The following is a 25,693-nucleotide window of genomic DNA, read 5'->3' on the forward strand; positions in this document are numbered from 1 at the left end:
AACCAATTTACACACCAAGTAAAATTATAAACTAATTATAAACTATAATACTATATGGATTTTCTGAACACTTACTTAATTTACCTTATTCCCGTATTTGGTTTGGTGGGGATTCTATTTATGATTATCAAGTCGGCCTGGGTTACCAAACAACCAACCGGCGATGAGTCAATGACCGAGCTTGCCGGCTACATAGCCGACGGTGCGATGGCCTTTTTACGTGCCGAGTGGAAAATACTAAGCTACTTTGTGGTAGTGGCAGGTATCCTGCTGGCATGGTCTGGCACCACAGTGGTTACTTCAAGCCCTGTTATTGCTGTATCATTTGTTATCGGTGCTTTTTTATCCGCTTTCGCGGGATATCTGGGTATGCGCATCGCTACCAAATCAAACGTACGTACAACACAGGCTGCAAAAACCAGTTTAGCACAGGCACTTAAGGTATCATTTACCGGAGGTACTGTAATGGGTTTAGGTGTAGCAGGTTTAGCTATTATCGGCTTGGGTTCGTTATTTATTGTATTTTATACCATGTATGTGGTTAATGTTGCAGGCAGCAGCGTTAACGGCGAAGCAATGGCCAAAGCGCTTGATGTACTGGCAGGTTTCTCATTGGGTGCAGAATCTATCGCGTTGTTTGCACGTGTGGGCGGCGGAATCTACACCAAAGCTGCCGACGTAGGTGCCGACTTGGTGGGTAAGGTTGAAGCAGGTATCCCAGAGGATGACGTGCGCAACCCGGCAACAATTGCCGACAACGTAGGCGATAACGTAGGCGACGTAGCAGGTATGGGCGCTGACTTGTTCGGATCGTACGTGGCAACTATGCTGGCTACGATGGTACTGGGCCGTGAGATCGTATCGCATGATAATTTTGGCGGTATAGCCCCGGTATTATTGCCGATGGTAATTGCCGGTTTAGGTTTGATATTCTCGATAGTAGGCGCCGCGTTAGTAAAAATTAAAGACGAAAATTCAAGCGTGCAAACCGCATTGAACATAGGCAACTGGGCATCCATCATATTAACAGCCATAGCCACTTATTTTGTGGTGCAATGGATGCTGCCAAATGATGCCATGCACTTAACCCGCGACCTGGATGCCAGCGGCGCTCTCAAGGAAGGTTCTTTGGTGTTCACTAAAAATGGTGTCTTCGGGTCTATCCTGGTAGGGTTGGTAGTTGGTACGCTAATGTCTATCATCACCGAATACTATACTGCTATGGGTAAACGCCCTGTAATGAGCATTATTAAGCAATCATCAACCGGTCATGCCACCAATATTATCGGTGGTTTGGCTATCGGTATGGAGTCAACTGTATTGCCGATTATTGTTTTAGCTGCCGGTATCTATGGTTCATATTTCTTTGCAGGTTTATACGGTGTGGCCATCGCGGCTGCAGGTATGATGGCAACTACCGCCATGCAGTTAGCTATCGACGCGTTTGGCCCTATTGCCGATAACGCCGGTGGTATTGCAGAAATGAGCCAACTACCGCCAGAAGTACGCCACCGTACAGATAACCTAGATGCGGTAGGTAACACCACAGCAGCTACAGGTAAAGGATTTGCCATCGCTTCGGCGGCATTAACTTCATTAGCTTTATTTGCCGCTTTTGTGGGTGTTGCAGGTATTGAGCATATTGATATTTATAAAGCCAACGTATTGGCAGGCTTATTTGTAGGCGGGATGATCCCTTTCATTTTCTCGGCTCTATGTATTTCGGCAGTGGGCCGCGCTGCAATGGCAATGGTAGAAGAAGTTCGCCGCCAGTTCCGCGAGATTCCCGGCATTATGGAGTACAAAGCCAAACCCGAATATGAAAAATGCGTGGCCATATCGACCAAAGCTTCTATCCGTGAAATGGTTGCCCCGGGCCTTATCGCTTTGATCACCCCGATAGTTATCGGCTTTATCTTTGGCCCTGAAGTATTAGGCGGTTTACTGGCAGGTGTTACCGTATCGGGCGTGCTGATGGGCATCTTCCAGAGCAACGCCGGTGGTGCCTGGGACAACGCCAAGAAATCATTTGAGAAAGGTGTTGAGATCAATGGCGAAATGCACTACAAAAAGTCTGACCCGCATAAAGCATCCGTAACCGGTGATACCGTAGGCGATCCGTTTAAAGATACCTCAGGCCCGTCCATGAATATTTTGATCAAACTGATGTCTATTGTGTCGCTGGTTATCGCTCCGCACTTAAATAATGCGGTTGATCATAGCTCGCGTTTGCAAAAGGACATCAAAATCCAATCAATGAACACGCATGTGATCAAAATCGATAAGAAATTGTAGTCAATTTATAGTAATCAACAAAAAAGGGATGCAAACAGCACCCCTTTTTTGTTGATTAGGCGTAATAATGAAACTTAATTGAGCTGAATTTGTATCCATCAATTTTTTCAGAAAAATTAAGTATGTTTGGGACAAAGATTAACTGACTTTTTATAAAAACATGAAGCTATTTATTAGAAAACCTTTGGCGCAATTAATGGCCGCTTCGAAAGAGGGGGAAAAAACATTAAAGCGTACACTCGGTGTTGGCTCTCTTATTGCCTTGGGTATCGGCGCTATTATTGGCGCGGGTATTTTTGTGCGTACAGCAGCAGCAGCAGGCGAGCATGCCGGTCCGGCCGTTACCATTTCATTTTTAATTGCAGCCGCAGGTTGCGCCCTGGCAGGCTTATGCTATGCCGAATTTGCCAGTATGATACCCATAGCAGGATCGGCTTACACCTATTCTTACGCTACTATGGGCGAATTCATTGCCTGGATAATCGGTTGGGATCTGGTGCTTGAGTATGCATTAGGTGCAGCTACTGTAGCTATAGGCTGGTCGCAATACTTTAATACCTTCCTCGAAACATTCTTTAATGTCCATATACCGTTTGCATTATCACATTCACCGTTCGAAGTATCAACTACGACAACCGGAATGTATGCTGCCGAACTGGGTACCCGTGGTATAATAAACTTACCGGCAATATTCATATTGCTGATGCTTACTTTATTACTAATAAAAGGTACGGCAGAGTCTGCTGCGGTAAATAACGTAATTGTTATTATTAAGGTAGCCATTGTATTAATGATCATTGGTTTAGGCTGGAGCTTTATTAACCCCGCTAACCACGTTCCTTATATGATTCCTGCCAATGCACCTGATGTTAAAACCAATACGGGTGTGGTTCATTTTTCTGATACCTTTAATCACGGTTGGTTGGGGGTATTACGCGGCGCGAGCGTGGTATTCTTTGCATTTATCGGCTTTGATGCCGTATCAACTGCTGCCCAGGAAGCTAAGAATCCGCAGAAAGACATGCCAAAAGGTATTTTGATCTCTCTGGTATTCTGTACTATTTTATACATCCTGTTCTCGCACGTATTAACCGGATTGGTTTCTTACAGAGAGTTTTTGGTACAAGGTAAAGAAGCATCTGTTACTTACGCAATCCAGGCGGTTATGCATGGTTATGGCTGGTTAGCAAAACTGGTTACAATCGCTATTTTAGCTGGCTTCTCATCAGTTATCCTGGTGATGTTGCTTGGTCAAACCCGCGTGTTTTACACCATGAGTACTGATGGTTTGATCTGGCCGATATTTTCGAAACTGCACCCTAAATTCCGTACCCCTTATAAATCGCAATGGTTCTTCTTTGTGATGGTGTCATTATTTGCGGGCTTTATTCCCGATAGTATTGTTGGTGATATGGTGAGCATCGGTACGCTGTTCGCGTTCGTGCTGGTATGCGTGGGTATATTTATATTACGCAGAACAGATCCTGGTATTACCCGTCCGTTCAGTACGCCAATTTATTGGTTGGTTTGTCCTGCGGGTGCCATCATTTGTTTATTTATGATGGCAAGCGAAGGCTTAGAAAACTGGCTGCGCTTATTTATCTGGATGGGTTTTGGTATAATCATCTATTTTACTTATAGCGTTAAACATTCGCATGTAAGACATGGTAAGCCGGCAGATGCCATTGATCCACCTAATCCTAAATTTGTTGAATAACCAAACTGTAGAGACACAATATTTTGTGTCTCCTGATAAATTAAAATAGACACAAAGCATTGTGTCTCTACGCAAAAAGGTCCTGAATATTCAGGGCCTTTTTTGTTGCTAATGTTTCATAGCTTTGCATATCCATAACACAAAATCCTATGCATCCCTTAGTTTTTAAAGAGATCCTATCCGTAACCATGATCTTGTTCGCGATCATCGATATACTGGGGGCCATACCGGTTATTATCCAGCTGCGCCAGCGTGCCGGGCATATCGAGTCTGAAAAGGCCAGCATAGTGGTATTGGTGCTCATGATTGTATTTTTATTTGTGGGCGATCAGTTACTTGATGTTATCGGGCTTGATATAGCTTCCTTCGCTATTGCGGGCTCGCTGGTGATCTTCTTTATCGCTATGGAGATGATTTTAGGCATCCACCTGTTTAAAAGCGCTGATGAGGAATTATCCGGCACGGTATCTATCGTGCCGCTGGCTTTCCCCCTCATAGCCGGTGCCGGTACCATGACCACCTTACTGTCGCTTAAATCACAATATCAAACAGAAAGTATCCTGATAGGTATTGTAATTAATACCTTGTTTGTTTACATGGTACTTAAAAATGTGCAACGATTAGAGAAACTGTTAGGTAAAACCGGCATAGAGGTACTGCGTAAAGCCTTCGGTGTTATTTTGCTGGCGATAGCTATTAAGCTGTTCAGGAGCAATACGCACTTGTAGGCCAGAGGCAGGAAACAAGATACAATTGTCACTCTGTTCGTAAACTGTCTATGGGGTTAGCCGTGGCCGCTTTAATTGTTTGTAATATGATAACTAAAGAGGTTAAAATCACCAATGAAAATATCGCGATGCTAAATGGTAATACGGTTAGCGGGGTTTTAACAGAATAGCTCTCCAGCCATCGGTTCATCATCCAGTAGGTAAGGGGGCAGGCTATTATGCCGGCAATAACCACCACGCCTAAAAAATCTTTTAAAAACAAGAGGATGATACCCTTAACCGATGATCCCAACACCTTACGTACCCCGATCTCTTTTATGCGTTTTTGTATGCTGAGCGATATTAATCCCAACACGCCCAGCGATACAATGATAATAGCCAGAATTGTGGCTATGTACGATGCTTTTTTTAGTTGTATTTCGGTTTTATACATTTTTGCTATGGCATCGTCCATAAAGGCATATTCAAATGGCGCGCCCGGTAAAAGCTGCGCCCATTTTGTTTGCAGCGCGGCAATATCGGCCTGTATATTTCCAGGCTTTAGTTTTATTGACATAAAGCGATAAAGTACTTGCCGGTTTAAATTTACAAACGTCATGGGCGGTATATCGCCAACCATGGGGCCAAATCTGAAATCAGCGACTACGCCGCAGATAGTCGACGGTTCACCATCAACAACATTAAATTGCTTGCCTATAGCGTCTTTAGGATATTTGAATCCCAGCGCTTTTGATTGTTTTTCATTGATCACTACCAGGTTTGAGTCGGCCCGGCTGTAAAATTGTTTAAAAAATTCGCCGGCCTTTAAACGGATGTTATAAGTTTTGGCGTACTGGTTATCGGCAAGTAGCAATGTCGACGCAAATGCCTGGTTTTTTGTGTCGGTTGTTTTATAAACTTGCAACGACCCGCTGCTATTACCATCCGGGATTTCCCAGGATACGGTAGTTGATCTTACCTGGTTTAACTGCGAAAGCTGGTAACGCACATCTTCTATTCTTTCTACGCCAATGGCCGACCAATTACGCGGCACCTGTGCGTACACTACGTAATCTTTATCAAACCCTAAATCCCCGCCAAAAAAAAGATTGACCTGGCTGGAAATAATGATGGCAGCTGATAAAGCTATTGCCGCCGTAGCAAACTGGAAAGTAGTCAGGCTTTTGCGAAAGAATATGTTGTCTTTCACCTTGTCGCGTTTGCCTTTTAACGAATCTGTTGATTTTAATGATGACAGTACAAGCGCAGGGTACAAACCGGCAATTAATCCTATTATCAAAGCGAATAATACTAATAAAAAATAAAAGTAAAACGGGAACGATAGCACACCCGTCATTTCGGTAGTCAACAAGTCGGCAAAATAGGGTTTAGCAATGGCATAAACGCCCAATGATAACAAAGTAGCTATCAATACCATCAACACAGCTTCTGTTAAAAACTGGGCAATGAGCTGTTTTCGTAATCCGCCAAGCACTTTACGGATCCCCATCTCTTTCATCCGCTGCGATGACCGGCTAATACAAATATTTACAAAGTTGATTATTGCCATCAGCAAAATAAACAAGGCAATGCCCGACAGCGTATAAAGCATCCTCTTATTTATTCCGTTTTCGCGATAGTATGATTGAAGGTCTACCAAATATGGGCTAAGGTTGGCTGCAATTTGCGGCGATGCATTTGCTTTAATAAGCCTTTTCATAGGGTTTTCCAGATCGGCCGGTTTAACGCCTTTTTGTAATTCAAGCAGCCCAATAACAATGGCATTGTTCCAGCTTTCAAGGTCTCGCCCCAAAAACTTCGCAGCCAACGTGGGTAGAAATATGTTGCTGTTACTCCGCTCAGTAACATCCGTAACCGAATTTTTGCGGTACTTAGCCAATACGCCCGTTACCATAAAATCATGTTTAACGCCGGTAGAGCTTTCAATAGTAAGTGTTTGCCCTACAACGTCCGTTTTACCAAAATATTTAATGGCCCTATCGGCAGTTATTACAACAGAAAAAGGATCGTTAAGCGCGGTCGCGGCATCGCCATACAGTAATTTAAAACCATACATTTTTATAAACGAGCCATCGCCTATTTGCAAATTTTCACGAAAATGTTTATCGCCTTTTGATATATTCCAGCTTACGCCATCCCAATGGTAATAATTGGCGACAAGTTGCGGATACTCTTTTTTTAAAGCCTGGGGTAAAGCCGCGAGTGTACAAAGCTCATAACCCAAGCCATCAGTTTTCCACTTACTTTGTATGATATACTGGTTGCCGGCGTTTTTAAGTTCACTGTTAATGCTTCTTTCCTGCCACACATATATTGCAATAAGTAACGTAAAAGCTATACCTACAGAAAGGCCGAAGATGTTAACAAGCGAGAAAAGCTTATGTTTAAGAATGTTTCGCCAGGCAATAGTGAAGTAGTTGTGTAGCATAGATTACGGGTTATTGTAAAACTAAAGTACCCGCTAATGTACAATAAACGAAAAGATTAACACTTTTTAACGTTGCAACCTCGCCACAAACATGGTATCCGCCCGGTTATGATAACCTTTTAATACTTCTATACTTTCCAGTTTCAATCCACATTCTTTCACCAGATAATCAACCACATCCTCATTCTCGGCTTTAAAGGCCGAGCAGGTAATGTAGATCAATGGCTTGCTTGGTTTTAAAAACTTGATGACATTAGTTGCAATAGTTTTTTGCAGGCGCTGAAAAAACTCGATCTTTTGTGGCTCAAACTGCGAGATCATCTCGGGCGTGCGGCCCCAGGTGCCCGAGCCGCTGCATGGCGCGTCGAGGATAATACCGTCAAAAGCGTAATCGTGCAGTGCTTGGTCGTTATTTTGGGTAAGGTCAAGCTGTTTGCGTTGGTATTTTAACAATCCCGCAGAGCGGAAACGTTCGTCCAGATTAGCTAATATAGACTCCCGGATGTCAGATACCACCAGCTTAATGTTAGGTTCAAGCTCATGCAGCAGCAGCGATTTACCACCCGATGCCGCGCAGGCATCCCACCACGAATCCCACTGATTGGGCTTAAAGTAGTTGGCCGTTTGTTGTGATGAATAGTCCTGCACCTCAAACCAATGCTGGGTAGGGAAGATGGTTTCTAACCGCGTACCGTTGGGCAGTGCCAGGCAGCCATTGCCCTCGTCTTTAAAAAGTACATTAGCTTTATTTAATTCGGCTTTTACCAAATGGTCATAGCCGTTATGTACATGGATAAACAGGTCGGGCTGTACAAAAAATGCTTTCAGAAATGCTGTTTTATCAATATCAGCAGAGATCTGCCCCGCCCAGGGGAAAATATCATCCAGCTTAAAGTCGGGGTAAGTTTTGGTTACCAGGTCTATCTTTTCATCAATGTTAAAACCTACGCAGGCGGCCCAGTCAGGTTTAAAATGCTGCAAAAATGAGTTTACCTGCGTATTGCATAAAAACTCTGCAACCATTATACGGTCTTCGGTAGGGGTGTTCCAAAGCGCTTTACCTAAGCGAAAGTAATTATAGATCAAACGGTTGGCTACACGCCGGTCGCTTGAGCCCATCTGCTTGTTCTGGCGGTAAAAGCCCGGTAAAAATTTGCTTAAAGGGGTTTCGGCGGGGTAATCGCCCAATATGCGCTGAAATGTTTTAAGCTGGTTAATGGCTTTCATTCTACCTTTTTCAATTCGTAATTACGGTAATCCATTATGTTTACATGGGTGTTGATATAGCCTACGCCCGGTTTTTTTATAAAGTGAAAGCCGTTGTGCATGCCATTAAAATCATTCCCGGTTATTCCCTTCATCTCGCCGTTATTAGCCCCAAGTAATTTACCAAAATATAAGCCTTCGTCAAAGCCTTTTATAGCATATTCGCTGGCGTCAGTATGGTAAGCTTTGCGGTAGCTCCGCAAAAAGTCTATCGTAGCCGCGGCTTTATAGTCAACCTGGTCGGCAGCGGTTATATGCGTTTTTAGCCGCTGCAAAACATCGCTCCGCAAAAAGCTGAACTTAGGCCAGTTTGGGTGCCCAAACAAAATGATAGGATATTTTTTGGTAAGCGAATCTAAGGACCGCATGGTAACCGTTAAAAACGCCTGGTTGGTTGATGGTATAATAACAATGTTGGGAGTAGTTAATGAAAATTGCGGCAATAGGACATCAAGCCTGCCGCGCGATACGGTTGTTTGTACTAATTGGGTACGCCCTTTACTTAAACTATCCAAAGTGTTTTTAAAAGGATTGATGTATTCATTATCTTCTGAATAGCCTGACCTCAGGACAAAGATCTTTTGAGGCTTTAAGCGCCCCTGGATATATTTGGCGGCTGCCCGTGCATGATACTCAAGTGGTGGGGTGGCTGTTATTAAATTGTCATTGGCAAAGGTTGCCGGTGCGGCCGGCGATAGCGGCGAGAGAATAGGTTTATGTACCCCATTTACCATTACTTCTGTAAAGGCTTTCATATCGTCCGGAAATATCGGGCCTACTATCAGGTCGCTGGTGCGGATCTGCGGATTATAAGCCAGCGCGTGCGATTGCGACGGCACGCCCTTTGAATCATAAACCTGTAATTTGAAATTGTAGCCAAGCCCGGTTAATGAGTCGAGCGCCAGTTTAAACCCCTGGTAATAATCTAAAGCGATGTTCGCCTGCCGTAAACCGGTCTCGGTATAACTTGCGCCGGGATTTAACCGGTCAAGGTCAAACGGCAGCAGCATGGCAATAGTCGACTGCCTTACAGGCGTTGGTTTGGCTTTTACAGGTTCGGTTTTAACTACCGGTTTTTCAGTCTCTGTTTTTACAGGTGCCGCTACCGGCCGCAGTTTTGGTGAACATGCGGCCGCCAGCAAGGCTATCCCTAAAAATATAAACCGCTTATTCCCACTCAATCGTGGCGGGCGGTTTTGAACTGATATCATATACTACCCGGTTAATCCCTTTTACATTATTAATGATCTCGTTCGAGATCTTGGCCAGCAGGTCATAAGGTAAATGGCACCAGTCTGCCGTCATGCCGTCAACCGATTCGACAGCGCGTAAGCAAACCACGTTTTCATACGTGCGCTCATCGCCCATAACACCTACTGACTGTACCGGTAAAAATATGGTACCGGCCTGCCAAACTTTATCATAAACACCTGCACTGCGCAAATTGTTGATGAAAATAGCATCGGCCTCTTGTAAAATAGCAACTTTTTCAGGCGTGACGTCGCCAAGGATCCTGATAGCCAGGCCCGGACCCGGGAAAGGGTGACGGCCTAATATCGTATCGTCAATGCCTAAGGCTTTACCTACACGGCGAACTTCGTCTTTAAATAAGGTATTAAGCGGCTCAACAACTTTAAGTTTCATAAAGTCGGGCAGGCCACCTACGTTGTGGTGTGATTTAATGGTTGCCGACGGACCTTTTACCGATACAGATTCAATAACATCCGGATAAATGGTGCCTTGCCCCAGCCATTTAACGTCCTGAACCTCATGCGCGGCATCATCAAATACCTCGATGAATACGCGGCCAATAGCCTTGCGTTTTGCTTCGGGTTCAGATAAGCCAGATAATGCATCGTAAAAACGTTGTTTGGCATCAATGCCCCTTACGTTTAAGCCCATGTGCTGATAAGAGTCAAGTACTGATTGGAACTCGTCTTTACGCAGCAAACCGTTGTCAACAAATATGCAGTACAGGTTTTTTCCGATAGCATGGTGCAGCAATACCGCCGCTACTGATGAATCGACACCGCCCGAAAGCCCTAACACTACTTTATCGTCGCCCAGTTTTTCTTTAAGCGCGGCAATGGTGGTTTCAACAAAAGAGTCGGCAGTCCAGTCTTGCTTGCATCCGCAGATATCAACCAAAAAGTTTTGCAGCAATTGCTTGCCGTCAAGGCTATGCGTAACCTCCGGGTGAAACTGTATGCCGTAAGTTTGGGTGCCGGTTACCTGGTAAGCGGCAACCTTTACACTGTCTGTACTGGCAATGATCTCAAAATCGCTGGCCAGGGTAGCTATGGTATCGCCGTGCGACATCCATGTTTGCGAACCTACCGGGATTTGCTTAAACAAGGGGTTTGCCGAATTAATATACGTTAAGTTAGCACGGCCATACTCGCGGGTGCTTGACGGCAAAACCTCGCCGCCGTTAAAATGTGCTAAATATTGCGCTCCGTAGCAAACGCCCAGTAAAGGGAGCTTGCCATGAAATTTCATAAAATCGAAATGTAAAGCATCCTCCTGGCGAACAGAATAAGGGCTGCCCGATAGGATGATTCCTTTTACAGTGCTGTCAACTTCAGGGATTTTATTAAATGGGTGGATCTCGCAGTAAATATTGAGTTCCCTAACCCGGCGCGCTATCAATTGTGTAAACTGCGAACCGAAGTCAAGAATGAGGATTTTTTCTTGCATGGGCAAAGATAGGATTTAGATGCGAGATTTGAGAAGTGAGATTTGAGAAAGTTAGGATTTTGTATAACGATTTTGAGTATTATTGTCTGTCTTTATGTCAACCTAACCAAAATGAAAAATATTTTACTCCTGTTTTTTTTAGCTGTTAATTCACTGGTTCATGGGCAAACCAGCACCTACGATTATGCTTACCTTCGAAAAGCAAAAATATATGTTTACTCAATAGCCGATAAAAAAGAACTTTTTGTTACAAATGATGGTGTAAACCCAAACATTTCACCAGAAGGAAAAAAATTGGCATATACTATAATTGGTAAGGATACCAAAATGGGGCCTACGCGGTTCATAGGAGTGATTGATCTTAATACTAAGTCTAAAATTATTCTTAACACACATGATGATAACTGTTATGGCCCTATTTGGTCACCTGATGGAAAATGGATCGCTTATAATGTATCTAATAAAAAAAATTGGAGTATAGCTTTTATGGGTTCAGCAAATAGTACTTCACCTAAATTCATAAGTGCCGAGAATAGTTTTTCTCCACATTGGTTATCTGGCGGTACAAGTATTATATCGCACAACATGCAAAAAATAACCGTCTATGATCTAACGGGAAAAACAATTAAAAACTACAACATGCAAGACCTGGAAGGCGGATTACACGAATTAAAAGGTATGATAGGCAGCGCAAATAGTGATGATTTTATACCGATTAATGATAATAAAAAGATAGTTTTTAATTGCATGGTAAACGAACCCGGTGAAGATGGACCACCATCAGCTGTATTTGTTTACGATATTAATAGTAAAAAAACGCTTAGGGTTTCGCCAAAAGGATACAGCGCTAATAATTTGGCAATTAACAATAATAAAGTGTTTTTTGCTGCCTCAAAAATTGACTCTGAGGAAATTAACACATACAGTGTAGATTTAGATGGAAATAATTATAAACTTTTTTTGGCTAACTGCTATTCAATGTCGTTGAAGCAATAAATTGTTTGCCTTATCTTTACCCATGCCCAAAAAAGCAATTATCCTCTTACTTATTCTTTGCTTTGCCATCACCTCTAAAGCGCAAAATGCCGATACCGTTTACAACCGTTACCTTGATTTTAACCTGAAACGGTTGGAGGGTAATACATCAACAGCATTAAAACTGGGAGAGGATATATTACCTAACATAAAACTATTGCCTGATAAAAGCTGCATCAGTTTTTACGCCAGCCTTGCCAAGTTATATGAGGATGATAACCAATCGGTAGAAGCTATCCCGCTGTATGAAATGGTTGTTGCCGCGCAGCCCAACTATTATGTGGCGCACCGGGCCCTGGGGTATTTATATCTTAAGCCTGCGGATGAATTATACGCTAAACTGCAGGCAAACGCTAATGACAACGAGATTGCCGTGCTTTACAAAGCATCGGTACAGAAAGCCCTGCCGCATTTAGAAAAGGCCCAGGCCTGCGACCCGAGTGATGAGACTATGGCACTGATAAAAAAGCTTTACACCAATATCCATGATGATACACACCTGAAATCATTAGGTAAAAGGCTGGCTGCGCTAAGTAAAGATTGTTTAGATATTTTAAGCGATTAAACACAAAAGGCTCGCAGGTTTTTGATCCTGCAAGCCTTTTGTGTTTTGATATATTTTTAGCTTAGAAGCTTAAGCCTACGTTAAGGCTGCCTCTTAATAATTGTAAAGAACCGGTGTCAGATGCGCCCGGTCTTGCAACATTGCTTAAGCCTGTCTGGCTGTCGTATTCAAAAAATACGCTCGATGAGTTTGATACCGGTATTTTTATACCAAGACCTGCTGCCAGTCCACCGTCAACACTATGGAATAATGGTTTAAGGTCTATGTTATCGCCGCCAACATTTGCTTTCGCGGTGGTTAAAAAGCCTATATACGGGCCAAAATTTAAGTACCAATTACTTCTGCGGCCAAAATGTATATTAGCCATAATGGGCACGGTTACATAATTTAAACGATAATCAACATAATCAAATTCGGTGCCTTTGTCGTCTGTTAAAGATCCGTCTGCCCAGCCCTTTTGATCATAAATTACCTTTGCTTTAAGGCTCCATGTTTCATTAAAATAATACTCGCCTGACACGCCGACATTGTAGCCGCTTTTAATAGAACTGCTGTAGCTGCCATAATAATCGCCATAATAGTTGTAAAAGCCGGCGTTTGATACCGTGTACGAAAAGTTGTAACCGCCGCTTATGCCAAACTCAAAGTTACTCCTGGTTTTTTGCTGGGCATAGGTTAATTTGCCAATGCCGATGATGATTAACAGTGTTATAAAAAGTTTTTTCATGGTAGTAAATTAATTTACGAATATAGTTGAATTTAATTCTTAGGCTGATAATTTGTTTGTCAATAAAAAGGCCCGCAGAGCTTTGATCCTGCAGGCCTTTTAAAGTTTAGTCTTCAGGATTATTTAAATTTCAAGCCAACGCCAAGCCCTGATTTCCTGGTTTCCGATCCCGGGCTGTTGTGTAAGTAAGTGTTAGTAAAACCTGATTGGATGTTAGTGAAGCCCAACTGACCATCAAACTCAAAGAAAAGCTGCAATCTGTCTGAAATAGGTACATTTAAACCCAGACCTAAATCAGCACCAAATTCGGTACTTTTAAAATCTTTTTTCATGTCTTCGTGTGTGTAATCGTTGGTTGCATTTAATAAAAAGCCTGCATAAGGGCCTCCCATAACATACCAGTTTTTTTCAGGGCCAAAATGCCAGTTTAGGGTTACCGGCACAGTAACGTATTTTATAGGATAATAAACCCCTTCAACAACTGTTGATTTACCGGGGTCATTATAAATGCCATCTCCCCATCCTTTTGAATCATAACTGGCTTTAATTTTAATGCCCCAGGCATCGCTTAAATAATACTCGGCTGAGGCATGTGCTGTAAAACCCCAGGCAAAGCCTGTACTTGATGCGTGTTCCGCATCCTGAACTAAATAAGCGCCGCTAACACCAAGGCCCAACCCAACTTCGGTTTTGCCGGCACTTAACTTAGTTGATTGTGCATGGGTAAATGAATAAGCACCTAACAAGATGCATACTGTGGTAAAGATTTTTTTCATAAAAAAAGGTTTTTTATAGGTTTTAGTTTTCGGTGGGTTAAAGGTAAACTAAAAATTTAATTTTAAAAATTCCCGTTAAAATTAGTTGTATGGTGATACTAAATCCGGGCACTTATATAATTAGCTACTAAACTAATAGGTATTTTCTTAATTTCGCGGTTCAATACCCGTACAGATAAGCAATGGACTATCAATTTAAAGATATAGAGCAAAAGTGGCAGCAGTTTTGGGCCGATAACCAGACATTTAAGGCTGAGGATAAAAGCGATAAACCTAAATACTACGTGCTGGATATGTTTCCGTACCCATCTGGCGCGGGGCTGCATGTCGGGCATCCGCTGGGTTACATAGCCTCTGATATTTTTGCACGTTATAAACGCCTTAAAGGTTTTAACGTATTGCACCCTATGGGGTATGATAGCTTTGGCTTACCAGCCGAGCAATACGCCATACAAACCGGACAACACCCTGCAATTACTACCGAGGCTAACATTGCCACCTACCGCCGCCAGTTAGATCAGATCGGTTTTTCGTTCGACTGGAGCCGCGAGGTGCGTACCAGTTCGCCCGATTATTATAAATGGACACAATGGATCTTTATGCAGTTGTTTAACAGCTGGTATAATAAAGATGCGGATAAAGCGGAGTCAATTACCAAACTGGTAGCACATTTTGAAGCAAACGGATCAGCTGGTGTAAATGCTGTATCAGACGAAGAAGTTGCAACCTTTACCGTTGCCGAATGGAAAGCCAAAAGCAATAACGAACAACAACAGGAACTGTTAAAATACCGCTTAACTTATTTACGGGAAAGCACTGTAAACTGGTGCCCTGCATTAGGCACTGTACTGGCTAATGATGAAGTAAAAGACGGCTTTAGCGAACGTGGCGGATATCCGGTTGAGCAAAAGAAAATGATGCAGTGGAGCATGCGCATTACAGCTTATGCCGAACGTTTATTACAGGGACTGGATAACATTGACTGGCCAGAGCCGCTAAAAGAAATGCAGCGTAACTGGATAGGGAAGAGTACGGGCGCAAGTGTGAAGTTTCCTATTGAGAGTCAAGAGTCAAGAGTCAGGAGTCAAGAGTTTATTGAGGTTTTTACAACCAGGGTTGATACTATTTTTGGAGTGACTTTTTTAGTAATAGCGCCGGAGCATGAGCTGGTTGCTGAATTGACCACTCCTGAACAAAAAGCTGAAATTGAAGCATACATCGCCCAAACAAAAAAGAAATCAGAGCTGGACAGGATGGCTGATGCCAAGACGGTATCAGGCGCGTTTACGGGTAGTTATGTGATCAATCCGCTGAATGATGAAAAAGTGCCTATTTACATTGCCGATTATGTATTGGCAGGATACGGCACGGGCGCGGTGATGGCTGTACCAAGCGGTGACCAGCGTGACTTTTTGTTTGCCAAGCATTTTGACCTGCCGATCATCCCGATACTGGATACTCAAAATATTACTGACGAGGCCGACCCGACCAAGGAAGGTAAATACATTAATTCTTTATTCATTAACGGCTTAGGTTACAAAGAAGCCACAGCGGCAGTTGTTGCCAAACTGGAAGAACTGGGCCTCGGCAAAGCAAAAGTAAACTTCAGGATGCGCGATGCTATTTTTGGCCGCCAGCGTTACTGGGGCGAGCCTGTTCCTGTTTATTTTAAAGAAGGCTTGCCGCATTTGATCAGCGAAAGCGACCTGCCATTATTGCTGCCCGAAGTAGATAAATATCTACCTACAGAAAGCGGAGAACCGCCGCTGGGAAGGGCAGAGGGATGGAAGCATCCCGACGGAGAGTACGAATTAAGCACCATGCCCGGCTGGGCCGGAAGTAGCTGGTACTGGTATCGCTATATGGATGCGCATAATGACAAAGCTTTTGCATCAAAACAAACGATTGAATACTGGAAAGACGTTGACCTGTACATAGGCGGCAGCGAACACGCTACCGGCCACCTGCTGTACAGCCGTTTCTGGAACAAGTTTTTAAAGGACCTTGACCTGGTGGTTGAAGAAGAGCCATTTAAAAAACTGATCAACCAGGGAATGATACAAGGACGGAGTAACTTTGTTTACCGATTGATTGATGAAGAGGGAAGGGGTACAAATACATTTGTTTCGCAAGGTTTGATAAAACAATACAATACATCGCCAATACATGTCGATGTGAATATTGTGGAGAATGACGTATTGAACTTAAATAAGTTTAAAGCGTGGCGACCTGAGTTTGCTGATGCTGAATTTATACTTGAAAATGGTCAATATAAATGTGGTGTCGAAGTAGAAAAAATGTCTAAACGTTATTATAACGTTGTAAATCCGGACGATCTTTGCCAGCGCTATGGTGCCGATACCTTGCGTATGTACGAAATGTTCCTGGGCCCGTTGGAGCAAAGTAAACCCTGGAATACCAACGGTATTGAAGGCGTATTCAAATTCCTGCGCAAATTCTGGCGTTTGTTCCATAACGATGCCTGGGAGTTCAGTGTGTCAGACGCTGAACCAACCAAAGCCGAACTAAAATCATTGCATAAGATCATCCGTAAGGTTGAAGAAGATATAGAGCGTTTCTCGTTCAATACTTCGGTATCCAGCTTTATGATCGCTATCAATGAGCTAACCGACCTGAAATGCAATAACCGCAAAGTGTTGCAGGACCTGGTAGTAGTGCTGGCATCGTACGCGCCGCATATCTGCGAGGAGCTTTGGACATTGTTGGGTAATGAGGCGGGTTCGTTATCGTATTCACCATATCCTAAATTTAATCCTGCTTACCTTGTCGAAGACGAATTTGCTTACCCGATATCCATCAACGGCAAAACGAAGATGAACCTGAATATCTCTTTAAGCCTTGAACCAAATGATATTGAGGCATTTGTATTAGCTAATGCCGATGTACAACGTTACCTTGATGGCAAGCAGCCTAAAAAAGTGATCGTAGTTAAAGGTCGTATTGTAAATATGGTTGTATAGACAAGCGGCGATACTTAGAAATCTGAAATATAAAGCCCGGAAGGTACATGTTTACCTGCCGGGCTTTGTTGTAAACAGGCCTGTATTACAGTACCCTTATTGTAACATATACAACATAATTATTCTAAATTGCAATAAAAGTGATGTTTCGTTGTAACATTTGAAGTAGTTTTGCGCCTAAATCGAAAAATTTACCAATGAAACGCATAATTCTACTTATAACAATATTATGTTCCGTTATATCCGCTAAGGCCCAGTTTGGTGTCGGCGGTGGTGGCGGATCAACCATCGTCGGGAAAATATCCGGAACGGTTAGCGACTCTGTTACCAAAAAACCGTTAGATTATGGTACTGTCAGCCTGTTCAGGGCCACAGGCAAAGCGCCTATTACCGGTGTGCTTACCGATGACAAAGGAAACTTTAAACTGGATGGCATCCATCCTGGTGTTTACAGGCTTGAAATAACCTTTGTAGGTTATCCTACCAAAGTTATCAACAACGTTGAAACCACGCCATCAAAACCTGATAAAAACCTGGGTAGCATAGTTATCCCGCCCAATACAAAGGCATTAAAAGAAGTTACGATAACCGGTACCGCGCCATTGGTTGAGAACCGTATAGACAAACTTGTTTACAATGCTGAAAAGGACGTTATCGCCGCTGGCGGAAGTGCTACGGATATCCTGCAAAAAGTGCCGCTGGTAAACGTGGATATTAACGGTAACGTATCATTACGCGGTGATGCTAACGTGCGCGTATTGATCAACGGCCGTCCATCAGGCGCTACATCGGCCAGTTTGGCTGATGTTTTGAAAGGTATCCCTGCCGACCAGATCAAAAGTGTAGAGGTGATCACTTCGCCGTCTGCAAAATATGACGCGGAAGGATCTGCCGGTATCATCAATATCATCACCAAACAAAAAAATATATCTGGCATTAGTGGCGGTATAAGCGGTGGTGTAGGTACACGCCAAAACAATGGTAACTTTAACCTTAACTACAATAAAAACAGGTTTAACCTTACGGTGAATGTTGGGGGTAACGCCTCATGGCCGCAAACATCAAATACTTACCAGGCTACAAGTATAAACACCGCTACCACTAATTCTTTTACAGAAAGCAATGGTACCAGCAGGGTTAGCCGCCATGCAGTAACAGGTTCGGTATCTGCAGGATATGAGTTTAACGCTTATAACAGCTTAAACACCAGCGTTAGATTTAACCAGATCAAATTTAACACCAACTCAAACAGTATTACCACTGGTGATGATAATTACACATCGAACACCATAGCCCACGCCATACCTGCCAGCGGCTTTGACTGGAATATAGACTATGTACACAAGTTTAAAAAGGAAGGTGAGGAACTGGATTTTTCAACGCAATGGAGCCATAATATTGGTAAGACAGATTACACCAGCATATATTCAGCCGTAAACCCTAACCAAAAGAGCAATATTGACGGTACAAATAACGAATACACATTACAGGCCGATTATGTGTTGCCGATCAATACCACGTTTAAATTAGAGTCGGGTGCTAAATACATCATCAGGAGGATCAATACCACTAATGATATATTCTCACCTTCTACAGGCAATGACTTTGCTTTTAACGATGCCTTGTCAAGCACTTACGGCTACAACCAGAATGTAGGTGCGGCATATTCTGTATTGACAATTAACCTGCCAAAAAACTACAGCATATTAGCAGGTTTAAGGGATGAGTACACTACTATAGACGGTAATCCGCAAAGCGCGACACAACAGAACCTGTCGTTTACGCAGGATTATAATACCCTGGTGCCAAGCTTAACCCTGCAAAAGAAACTTACCGCTACACAGACCATAAAATTGGCATACAGTAAACGTATTACACGCCCAAGCTTACAATACCTTAACCCGTATGTTGATGCATCGAATGTAACGGCCCAAAAGGTAGGTAACCCTACATTAAGCCCTGAAGTATCGCAAACTGTCGAATTAGGTTATAATACTTTCATAGGCTCATCTGTGATCAACCTGTCAGCTTATTATAAGCATACCGACAATTTAATAGAAGGTATTGCTAAACCGCAAACGCTTGTAAGCGGTACAGACACTACGCACTACACTTTAACAACCTTCCAGAATATTGGTAGTAATAACTCGTTTGGCGGTAGTTTCTTCGGATCTATTACACCATTTAAAATATTGACTATACAGGGAAGTATCAACGCGTATACTTATAAACCTGATCCTACAGGTTTGTTTAGTAACGCCCAAACGCAAAACGGAACTTATGTACAATACGGGGGCTTTATGCGCGCTACCTTAACCTTGCCAAGCGACTTTATAGCAGAGTCATTTGCTTTTGGAAGTTCGGCACGCCGTACCATCCAGGGCACTAACCCTGCATTCAGCATATTTGGCGTAGGCTTTAAAAAGCAGTTTGATAAGAAAAAATACTCGCTGGGCTTAAATGCTATCCAGCCATTTAGCACCTATAAAAACTTTAACTCGAACATCAGCAGCCCGGGCTTTAACCAGGTTAGCAGGTTCCAGTTGCCGTTCCGTTCGTTTGGTTTAACGTTTGCTTACAACTTTGGCAAGCTTAATTTTAAGCCACAAAACCCGATGGAGAAAAAGAAAGGTGTTAACAACGACGACCTTAAGCAAGACGATAATGGCGTAGGCGGTGGTGGCCCACCCGCAGGCGGCGGCAGATAATAACTGTAAAAGCATCAATAAAAAAAGCGATGGGTTTTAAACCCATCGCTTTTTTTGTGTTAAACGCATTGTTTTAAAAAGGATTAATAATTCCCCTCTTGAGAGGGGGCGCGATGGATAGTGCGGTTGCAGGGGTGTGTCTACGCGTTAAAGGACACACCCCTACACCCCTCTCAAGAGGGGAATCGCGCGGCCTCCCGCTTTTCTTAGCAATAGGTGCTATCTACCCAAAAACTCATTCACCAATATTGCAGTCGACTGCGGCAGTTTACTACCCGGAGCGCCACTGCCGGCCTCACCGATGCATTCGCCATGTATACCGGGGATCACCGATAGTTTGGCACCGGCAATTAATTGAGACATCTTTATGGTATGCTCAACCGTTATTACATCTTTATCGCCAACCATAAACAGGGCGGGTGCTTTAATACCGCGGATCAGATCATCGCTGATGTCTTTAAAATTTACCATTCGGGCTTTATCTTTCTCAAACATATTTACCAACAGCGCGTGGTTGGGGTTTACCTTCATAAAGGCATCTTTTAATTGCTGTGGCATACTTTCAAAAGTGGCAGTAGGCATAAATTCAAAGAAACCCTGCATAAAGCCTTCACGCTGGTAGGCGCCCGCTACCACCACTATTTTGTTGACCAACTCCGGGTGGCGTATGGCTATTTGCAGCGCGGTGGTGCCACCATTGCTAAAACCCATAAAATTTGCCTTTGTAATGTTAAGGTGCTTTAACAAAGTCGCAGCGTCGTCCGCGTCCTGTACAAAACTTTCGGGTGTGTTGCGGTCGGTTGTGCGGCCGTGCGCTTGCGCCTCGATAGCTATAACTTTATGGTCAGTTGCCAGAAACGGAATAATATTCTCGAACGAAGTTTGTATGGTTGAACCGCCGCCGTGCAATGGCACCAAGGGTATATCGCCGTTGCCATAAACTTCATAATACATACTAATGCCGTTAACCGGCGCGTGTGCTGATGTTGCTTTCATTTTTTTATTGGATTGCTGTGCATTGCTTTGTGCTGCCGATAATATAAAGGCAAGCATTATTGCTACAATGTTTTTCATTACCTTTTATTTAGCGGGCATGGCTGCTAAGTACACATTCAGTTTCTCTATGTTTTGTTTCAGGCCTTCGGCTGCGTTGTGTGCTTTTACTATAGCCTGCAAGATCTCTGTCGAATCAAACAGCATGTGCCAGTTGATCAAGGTTTGTTCGCCCTGCGCCTCAAAATCAATGGTGGCTATAAAATGCGGGTTAAAGTGTTCATAGCTGATCCTTTTAAACTCGATGATCTCTTTAAAAGTGCTCTTGTTCACATAGTCCGTACCGTCAGGGCCGTGCATCACCAGGTGCCATTGGCCTCCGGCCACAAGGTCCATAGTGTTGATGGTATTGGTAAAACCGTTAGGGCCCCACCACTGGGCTATGTGCTCCGGTTTGGTCCACACTTCCCATACCAGGTCGATGGGGGCGTTAAGCGTTCTTGAAATACGTAATTCGCGGTCTTGAGTGTTACTTTCCATTTTTTCTTTCTTGTTTAAGTTTATCTAAATAGGTTTCCAGATTATCCAGTTTGCTTTCAAAGTGTTTGCGGTAATTGTCAAGCCAAAGGGCAACGTCGTTCAGTGGATCTAATTGCGCTTCGCAGATCCTTTCGCGGCCCTGTTTTTTGATCTTAAGCAGTTCACACTCTATCAAAATTTTTATATGGAGCGATATCGCCTGTCGGCTTACGTCAAAGCTGTCGGCTATGGTATTTACATTTAAAGGCTTATCGGCCACCATATTGATGATTTGGCGACGGGTAGGGTCGGCAATGGCCTGGAATACATCTCTTCTTTGGATCATTATGCAAGTATATGCTTGCAAATATAAATGCAAGTATTTGCTTGCGCAAATGTTTTTTGAAAAATTTAAACGAAAATGTAACTTGGTATTACCATGACCAGAAATTACCTTATCACCATCATTTTAGTCACAATATTGTTTGCCGGATGTACTAAAACTAAATCTGTTTCTTTGGTTGGTCAGGATTTTTATTTGGTTTCGGCAAATCAGCAGAAGAGTAAGTACGCGCAGATAATTTACCAGTTTAAAGAAAAAACAGTCGCAATTTTTTCCTTTACAAGTCAGAGTCCCATGTATGCCGATGTAACTGTTGGATCATATTCTTTTAAAAGGAACATTATTGAGCTGCCGCTGATTGGAAGTTTCCAAACCAGGCAAATTGCCGATGGATTTGACCTGTATAATAAAGGAGTATTGAAATATCGGTTAACAAAAAAAGTTAGCCCTTTTAACCGGCCCGAAGCTAATTATGCCCCAACATCTATCCCTATCTGCCTTAATAACAGCGACGCGTTAAACGTTTTGCACTCGCCGTGTTTCATTTTATAGTCAAACAGCATTTCGCCGTCTTTTACCTGTATGTCAAAATAGAAATTGCGCACATAATCGGGGTAAGCGGTTTCCAGTTTGGCTATCTCCAGATCGTGGGTGGCTACCATGCCGACACCTTTTTTGGCGATCAACTGTTCGATAACCGCTTTTGATCCCAGGTATTTATCAACCGAGTTGGTACCGCGCAGCATCTCGTCAATCAAAAAGAAAACTTTGTATTCCTTCTCCACAGCAGCCAGCAGCATTTGCAGGCGGTCAAGCTCGGCCTTAAAGGTTGATGTACTTTCATTCAGCGAATCTTTAATGCGCATATAACTCACCATGGTCATTACAGACACGCGCATGCTATCGGCACAAACCGGTGCGCCGCAAAGTGCCAGCACGGTGTTGATACCTATGGTACGTAAAAAGGTACTCTTGCCTGCCATGTTTGATCCGGTGATGATATCTATCTTAAAAGTATCGGTCAGCTCATAATCATTGGTTACCCTGTTTTTGCTGTTGATGAGCGGGTGCGCCATATTTTGGGCGACGATGGTATAAGTTTCACTATCCTCTATTTGCGGATTAGACCATTGCGGGTAATTAAACTTTAAACCGGCTATACCTGAAAGCGCCTCAAATTCGGCAATTACCTCAAAGGCATCTTCTAAACTCTCGTGGTTATTGCGTTTCCAGTTTTCAATGGCGATGGCTTGTTTAAGCGCCCATAACAACAGTACATTTAAAACAAAATTTACCACCATGATGAGGTTATAGCTCATCTTATTGATCAGCTTTGACAGTTCGGCAATATTTTTTGAGGTTTGGTTTTCTTTGATCTTTTGGGTTAGCGCTTTATTGTAAGGTGCGTGCCAGTCTTCCTGTTCTATTTTAGCAAATACTGCTGCATAGCCCGCAAGGTCTTTACTTATCCTGTCTGCAATAGCCGATGATTTGGCTATATAACCACCCTGCGACATTACGATGGTCATATTTGCCAGCGCCAGCCCAATGCCTATCAAGGTAAAAACAGGCGTAAAATAACCAGCTACAAACGCAGCCAGTAGCAGGTAAGGGGCTATATTAATATAGTTCACCAGCAACTTTTCGCCGGGCAGCGTTAACGGTGTGTGCAAAAAAGCGAACAAGCCCTGTAGTTGGTTAGCATCGGGTTTGTTGGCAAACAGCAACAGTGTTTGGATTTCTAACCGCCATTGATTTTTATTTGCTATTTCTTCAACTGCTTGTTGTCGCTGTAAAATAACCTCTTTTTTAGCGGGGGCGCTTAGCCATGATGCCAGTTTTGCTATCCCCGGCGCGGTGGCCGCCCGGTTCATTAATTGAAACAGCGACATATTGCCAAATATGTCCAGGTCTGATGTGTAAAAGTGTTTTTCGTTACCGAAAGCGCTGCCGTTGCTATAGATATTACCGCGGGTTTGTATACTGGCTATCTCGTTATTATTAATTAAGGTAAGGTCTTTAAAATACTTGCGTTTACGCTCATATGCGCTCTGTCGCGATATCAGCGAGGCAAAAACAAAAAGTAATATCACAAAGCTTACCGCTACTATACTAAAATTGTCATTAACTGCGCCAAAATAGATGGCTACCACCAAAGCCGCGAAAATGCCCAGGCGCATCAGTGAATAGGTGTCAACCAGCTTTTTAAACTTATCAGCCTGTTGCGATGCCTGCTGCGCGTTGTTTGTATAATGATCAATAATATCGTTTTCCATCGTAAATAAAATCAGGCTAAATAAGCACTAATATTTTAAATAACCGTTTATTTGTTTTTTTATGAAGATAACTTTCTTAACCGTTGGCAAAACTGAAGATGCTTATTTAAAAGAAGGCATTGACAAGTATGTAAAACGCTTAAAATATTATACCAAATTAGAACTGGTTGACCTGCCCGAATTAAAAAATACCAAAGCTTTGACCGAGCAGCAACAAAAGGCCAAAGAGGCAGAAATGATCCTGAAAAAGATCTCTCCCTTAGACCACGTTATTCTACTGGACGAGAAAGGCATGGAACTCACCTCAAAACAATTTGCCGCATTTATCGATAAAAAATCCATCAGCTCAACATCAAGCCTTGTGTTTGTAGTTGGTGGACCTTATGGCTTTGATCCGTCGGTTTATGACCGGGCTAATGATAAACTTTCGCTGTCGCGGATGACATTCTCGCACCAAATGATCCGCCTATTTTTTACCGAACAATTGTACCGGGCATTTACGATTATAAAAGGCGAACCTTATCATCATGAGTAACTACTTTGTAAAGAGTCAGATTACAGATTCTGCGTAATAGTCAGAATGGCAAGTATTTTTAGCTAACTTTGCGCCATGTCAGGTCACTCTCACGCTCATAGCCATGATCATTCGCATGGATTCGGTCATCACCATCACGATCATACACCCAAGCTTGATCATTTAAATGCCGCTTTTATTTGGGGGATTATATTAAACTCGGCTTTCGTAATTATCGAGGTGATCGCCGGCTTGATCACCGGGTCGTTATCCTTATTAACCGATGCCGGGCATAACCTAAGCGATGTGGTAGGTTTAGCACTGGCCCTGCTGGCATTTAAGTTAACCAAAGTAGGCTCAAATAATAATTATACTTATGGTTACAAGCGTTCAACCATATTAGTGTCGTTTTTTAACGCGGTGATATTGGTGGCGTCTATCGGCGTAATCGCTTACGAGGCTATTATCCGCTTTATGCACCCGCAGGTTATTGAAGGTGGCACAGTGGCATGGGTATCTTTAATAGGAATAGTTATTAACGCGTTTACAGCCTGGCTTTTTGTAAAGGATAAAGACACCGACCTGAATGTAAAAGGCGCCTACATGCACATGGCAATGGATGCCGTGGTATCATTAGGTGTAGTAATAGCAGGTGTTATTATTTACTTTACCAAACTATATTGGATAGACAGCGTGGTTAGCTTAATTATAGCCATAGTGATATTGCGCGGCACCTGGAGCCTGCTAAAGGACAGCCTGCGTTTAGAGATGGACGGGGTACCTAAAGAAATGGATCTTAACAAGATCAAAACTGAACTGTTAAAAGCCAAAGGTGTGGTTGATGTGCACCACATGCACGTATGGGCGCTAAGTACCACAGAAAACGCATTAACCGCTCACCTGGTAATAGCCCCTGACGATCTGCATTTGTTTGACGGCATCAAGGCTGACTTGCGGCACCGCCTGCAACATATGGACATAAACCACAGCACTTTTGAACCAGAATTCTCGACGGAAAAATGTGATGAACCGGATTGCTAAACCTCACCCCGGCCCTCTCCAAAGGAGAGGGAGATCATTATAAACAAAAAGAACCCCGCTGATTTCAGTGGGGTTCTTTTGTTT

The 25,693-nt window shown here is 43.1% G+C and carries 19 protein-coding genes; 9 read left to right on the forward strand and 10 right to left on the reverse strand.

All coding sequences use genetic code 11. The features are described from left to right. The first annotated feature begins 54 nt into the window (after positions 1-54). From FO440_RS11730 to FO440_RS11740, 3 genes are all read left to right on the forward strand, one after another. A complete protein-coding gene (locus FO440_RS11730; protein WP_144248459.1) occupies positions 55-2,295 on the forward strand; it encodes a sodium-translocating pyrophosphatase in 2,241 nt (746 codons plus the stop codon). A gap of 160 nt (positions 2,296-2,455) precedes the next feature. After that, positions 2,456-4,012, forward strand: a complete 1,557-nt coding sequence (locus FO440_RS11735) for an amino acid permease (RefSeq protein WP_144248460.1) — start codon at positions 2,456-2,458, stop codon at positions 4,010-4,012. 149 nt (positions 4,013-4,161) lie between these two features. Continuing rightward, complete coding sequence (locus FO440_RS11740) at positions 4,162-4,740, forward strand: MarC family protein (RefSeq protein WP_144248461.1); 579 nt, start codon at positions 4,162-4,164, stop codon at positions 4,738-4,740. Between the two features lie 28 nt (positions 4,741-4,768). Here FO440_RS11740 and FO440_RS11745 read toward each other — a convergent pair whose 3' ends face one another. The 4 genes from FO440_RS11745 to guaA form a co-directional block, all read right to left on the reverse strand. Continuing rightward, complete coding sequence (locus FO440_RS11745) at positions 4,769-7,168, reverse strand: ABC transporter permease (RefSeq protein WP_144248462.1); 2,400 nt, start codon at positions 7,166-7,168, stop codon at positions 4,769-4,771. Positions 7,169-7,234: 66 nt separating this feature from the next. Further along, entirely contained in the window at positions 7,235-8,395 is a 1,161-nt protein-coding gene (locus tag FO440_RS11750; RefSeq protein ID WP_144248463.1) for an RsmB/NOP family class I SAM-dependent RNA methyltransferase, read from the reverse strand. Then, a complete protein-coding gene (locus tag FO440_RS11755) occupies positions 8,392-9,645 on the reverse strand; it encodes an ABC transporter substrate-binding protein (RefSeq protein ID WP_144248464.1) in 1,254 nt (417 codons plus the stop codon). The genes FO440_RS11750 and FO440_RS11755 overlap by 4 nt, the downstream gene beginning before the upstream one ends. Next, on the reverse strand, positions 9,602-11,131 hold the full coding sequence (guaA, locus tag FO440_RS11760; RefSeq protein WP_144248465.1) for a glutamine-hydrolyzing GMP synthase: 1,530 nt from the start codon (positions 11,129-11,131) through the stop codon (positions 9,602-9,604). Before guaA ends, FO440_RS11755 begins: the two co-directional genes overlap by 44 nt. Before the next feature lie 111 nt (positions 11,132-11,242). On the opposite strand from guaA, the gene FO440_RS11765 reads away from it, so the two are divergent. After that, positions 11,243-12,127 carry a TolB family protein gene (locus tag FO440_RS11765; protein WP_144248466.1) on the forward strand — a complete coding sequence of 295 codons (885 nt, stop codon included), beginning with the start codon at positions 11,243-11,245 and terminating at the stop codon, positions 12,125-12,127. Between the two features lie 22 nt (positions 12,128-12,149). Further along, positions 12,150-12,731: a hypothetical protein gene (locus FO440_RS11770; RefSeq protein WP_144248467.1), complete on the forward strand. Its 582-nt coding sequence runs from the start codon at positions 12,150-12,152 to the stop codon at positions 12,729-12,731. A gap of 61 nt (positions 12,732-12,792) precedes the next feature. On the opposite strand, the gene FO440_RS11775 is transcribed toward FO440_RS11770, so the two are convergent. Next, positions 12,793-13,458, reverse strand: a complete 666-nt coding sequence (locus tag FO440_RS11775) for a porin family protein (protein ID WP_144248468.1) — start codon at positions 13,456-13,458, stop codon at positions 12,793-12,795. Positions 13,459-13,577: 119 nt separating this feature from the next. After that, positions 13,578-14,234, reverse strand: coding sequence for a porin family protein (locus FO440_RS11780; RefSeq protein WP_144248469.1), 657 nt, complete (start codon positions 14,232-14,234; stop codon positions 13,578-13,580). A 182-nt stretch (positions 14,235-14,416) separates the two neighbouring features. Between FO440_RS11780 and leuS the strand changes: the two genes are divergently transcribed. Together leuS and FO440_RS11790 are read left to right on the forward strand one after the other, a co-directional pair. Continuing rightward, positions 14,417-17,215 (forward strand): leucine--tRNA ligase, encoded by a 2,799-nt coding sequence (leuS, locus tag FO440_RS11785; protein ID WP_144248470.1) that lies wholly within the window; start codon positions 14,417-14,419, stop codon positions 17,213-17,215. A 197-nt stretch (positions 17,216-17,412) separates the two neighbouring features. After that, positions 17,413-19,923 carry an outer membrane beta-barrel family protein gene (locus FO440_RS11790; protein WP_144248471.1) on the forward strand — a complete coding sequence of 837 codons (2,511 nt, stop codon included), beginning with the start codon at positions 17,413-17,415 and terminating at the stop codon, positions 19,921-19,923. A gap of 219 nt (positions 19,924-20,142) precedes the next feature. Here the strand turns inward: FO440_RS11790 and FO440_RS11795 are convergent, their stop codons facing one another. The 4 genes from FO440_RS11795 to FO440_RS11810 all read right to left on the reverse strand — a co-directional run bounded on the left by FO440_RS11795 (position 20,143) and on the right by FO440_RS11810 (position 24,054). Further along, a complete protein-coding gene (locus FO440_RS11795) occupies positions 20,143-20,997 on the reverse strand; it encodes an alpha/beta fold hydrolase (protein WP_222103974.1) in 855 nt (284 codons plus the stop codon). A 6-nt stretch (positions 20,998-21,003) separates the two neighbouring features. Further along, positions 21,004-21,456, reverse strand: a complete 453-nt coding sequence (locus FO440_RS11800) for an SRPBCC family protein (protein WP_144248472.1) — start codon at positions 21,454-21,456, stop codon at positions 21,004-21,006. Continuing rightward, positions 21,446-21,781, reverse strand: coding sequence for an ArsR/SmtB family transcription factor (locus tag FO440_RS11805; RefSeq protein ID WP_144248473.1), 336 nt, complete (start codon positions 21,779-21,781; stop codon positions 21,446-21,448). Before FO440_RS11805 ends, FO440_RS11800 begins: the two co-directional genes overlap by 11 nt. A 467-nt stretch (positions 21,782-22,248) precedes the next feature. Beyond that, on the reverse strand, positions 22,249-24,054 hold the full coding sequence (locus FO440_RS11810; protein WP_144248474.1) for a MutS-related protein: 1,806 nt from the start codon (positions 24,052-24,054) through the stop codon (positions 22,249-22,251). Between the two features lie 61 nt (positions 24,055-24,115). On the opposite strand from FO440_RS11810, the gene rlmH reads away from it, so the two are divergent. Further along, a complete protein-coding gene (gene rlmH / locus FO440_RS11815; RefSeq protein WP_144248475.1) occupies positions 24,116-24,589 on the forward strand; it encodes a 23S rRNA (pseudouridine(1915)-N(3))-methyltransferase RlmH in 474 nt (157 codons plus the stop codon). A 75-nt stretch (positions 24,590-24,664) separates the two neighbouring features. Next, entirely contained in the window at positions 24,665-25,609 is a 945-nt protein-coding gene (locus tag FO440_RS11820) for a cation diffusion facilitator family transporter (protein WP_144248476.1), read from the forward strand. The last annotated feature ends 84 nt before the right edge of the window (positions 25,610-25,693 follow it).

This window comes from Mucilaginibacter corticis, from assembly GCF_007558865.1.
In the GTDB taxonomy this organism is placed as follows: domain Bacteria; phylum Bacteroidota; class Bacteroidia; order Sphingobacteriales; family Sphingobacteriaceae; genus Mucilaginibacter; species Mucilaginibacter corticis.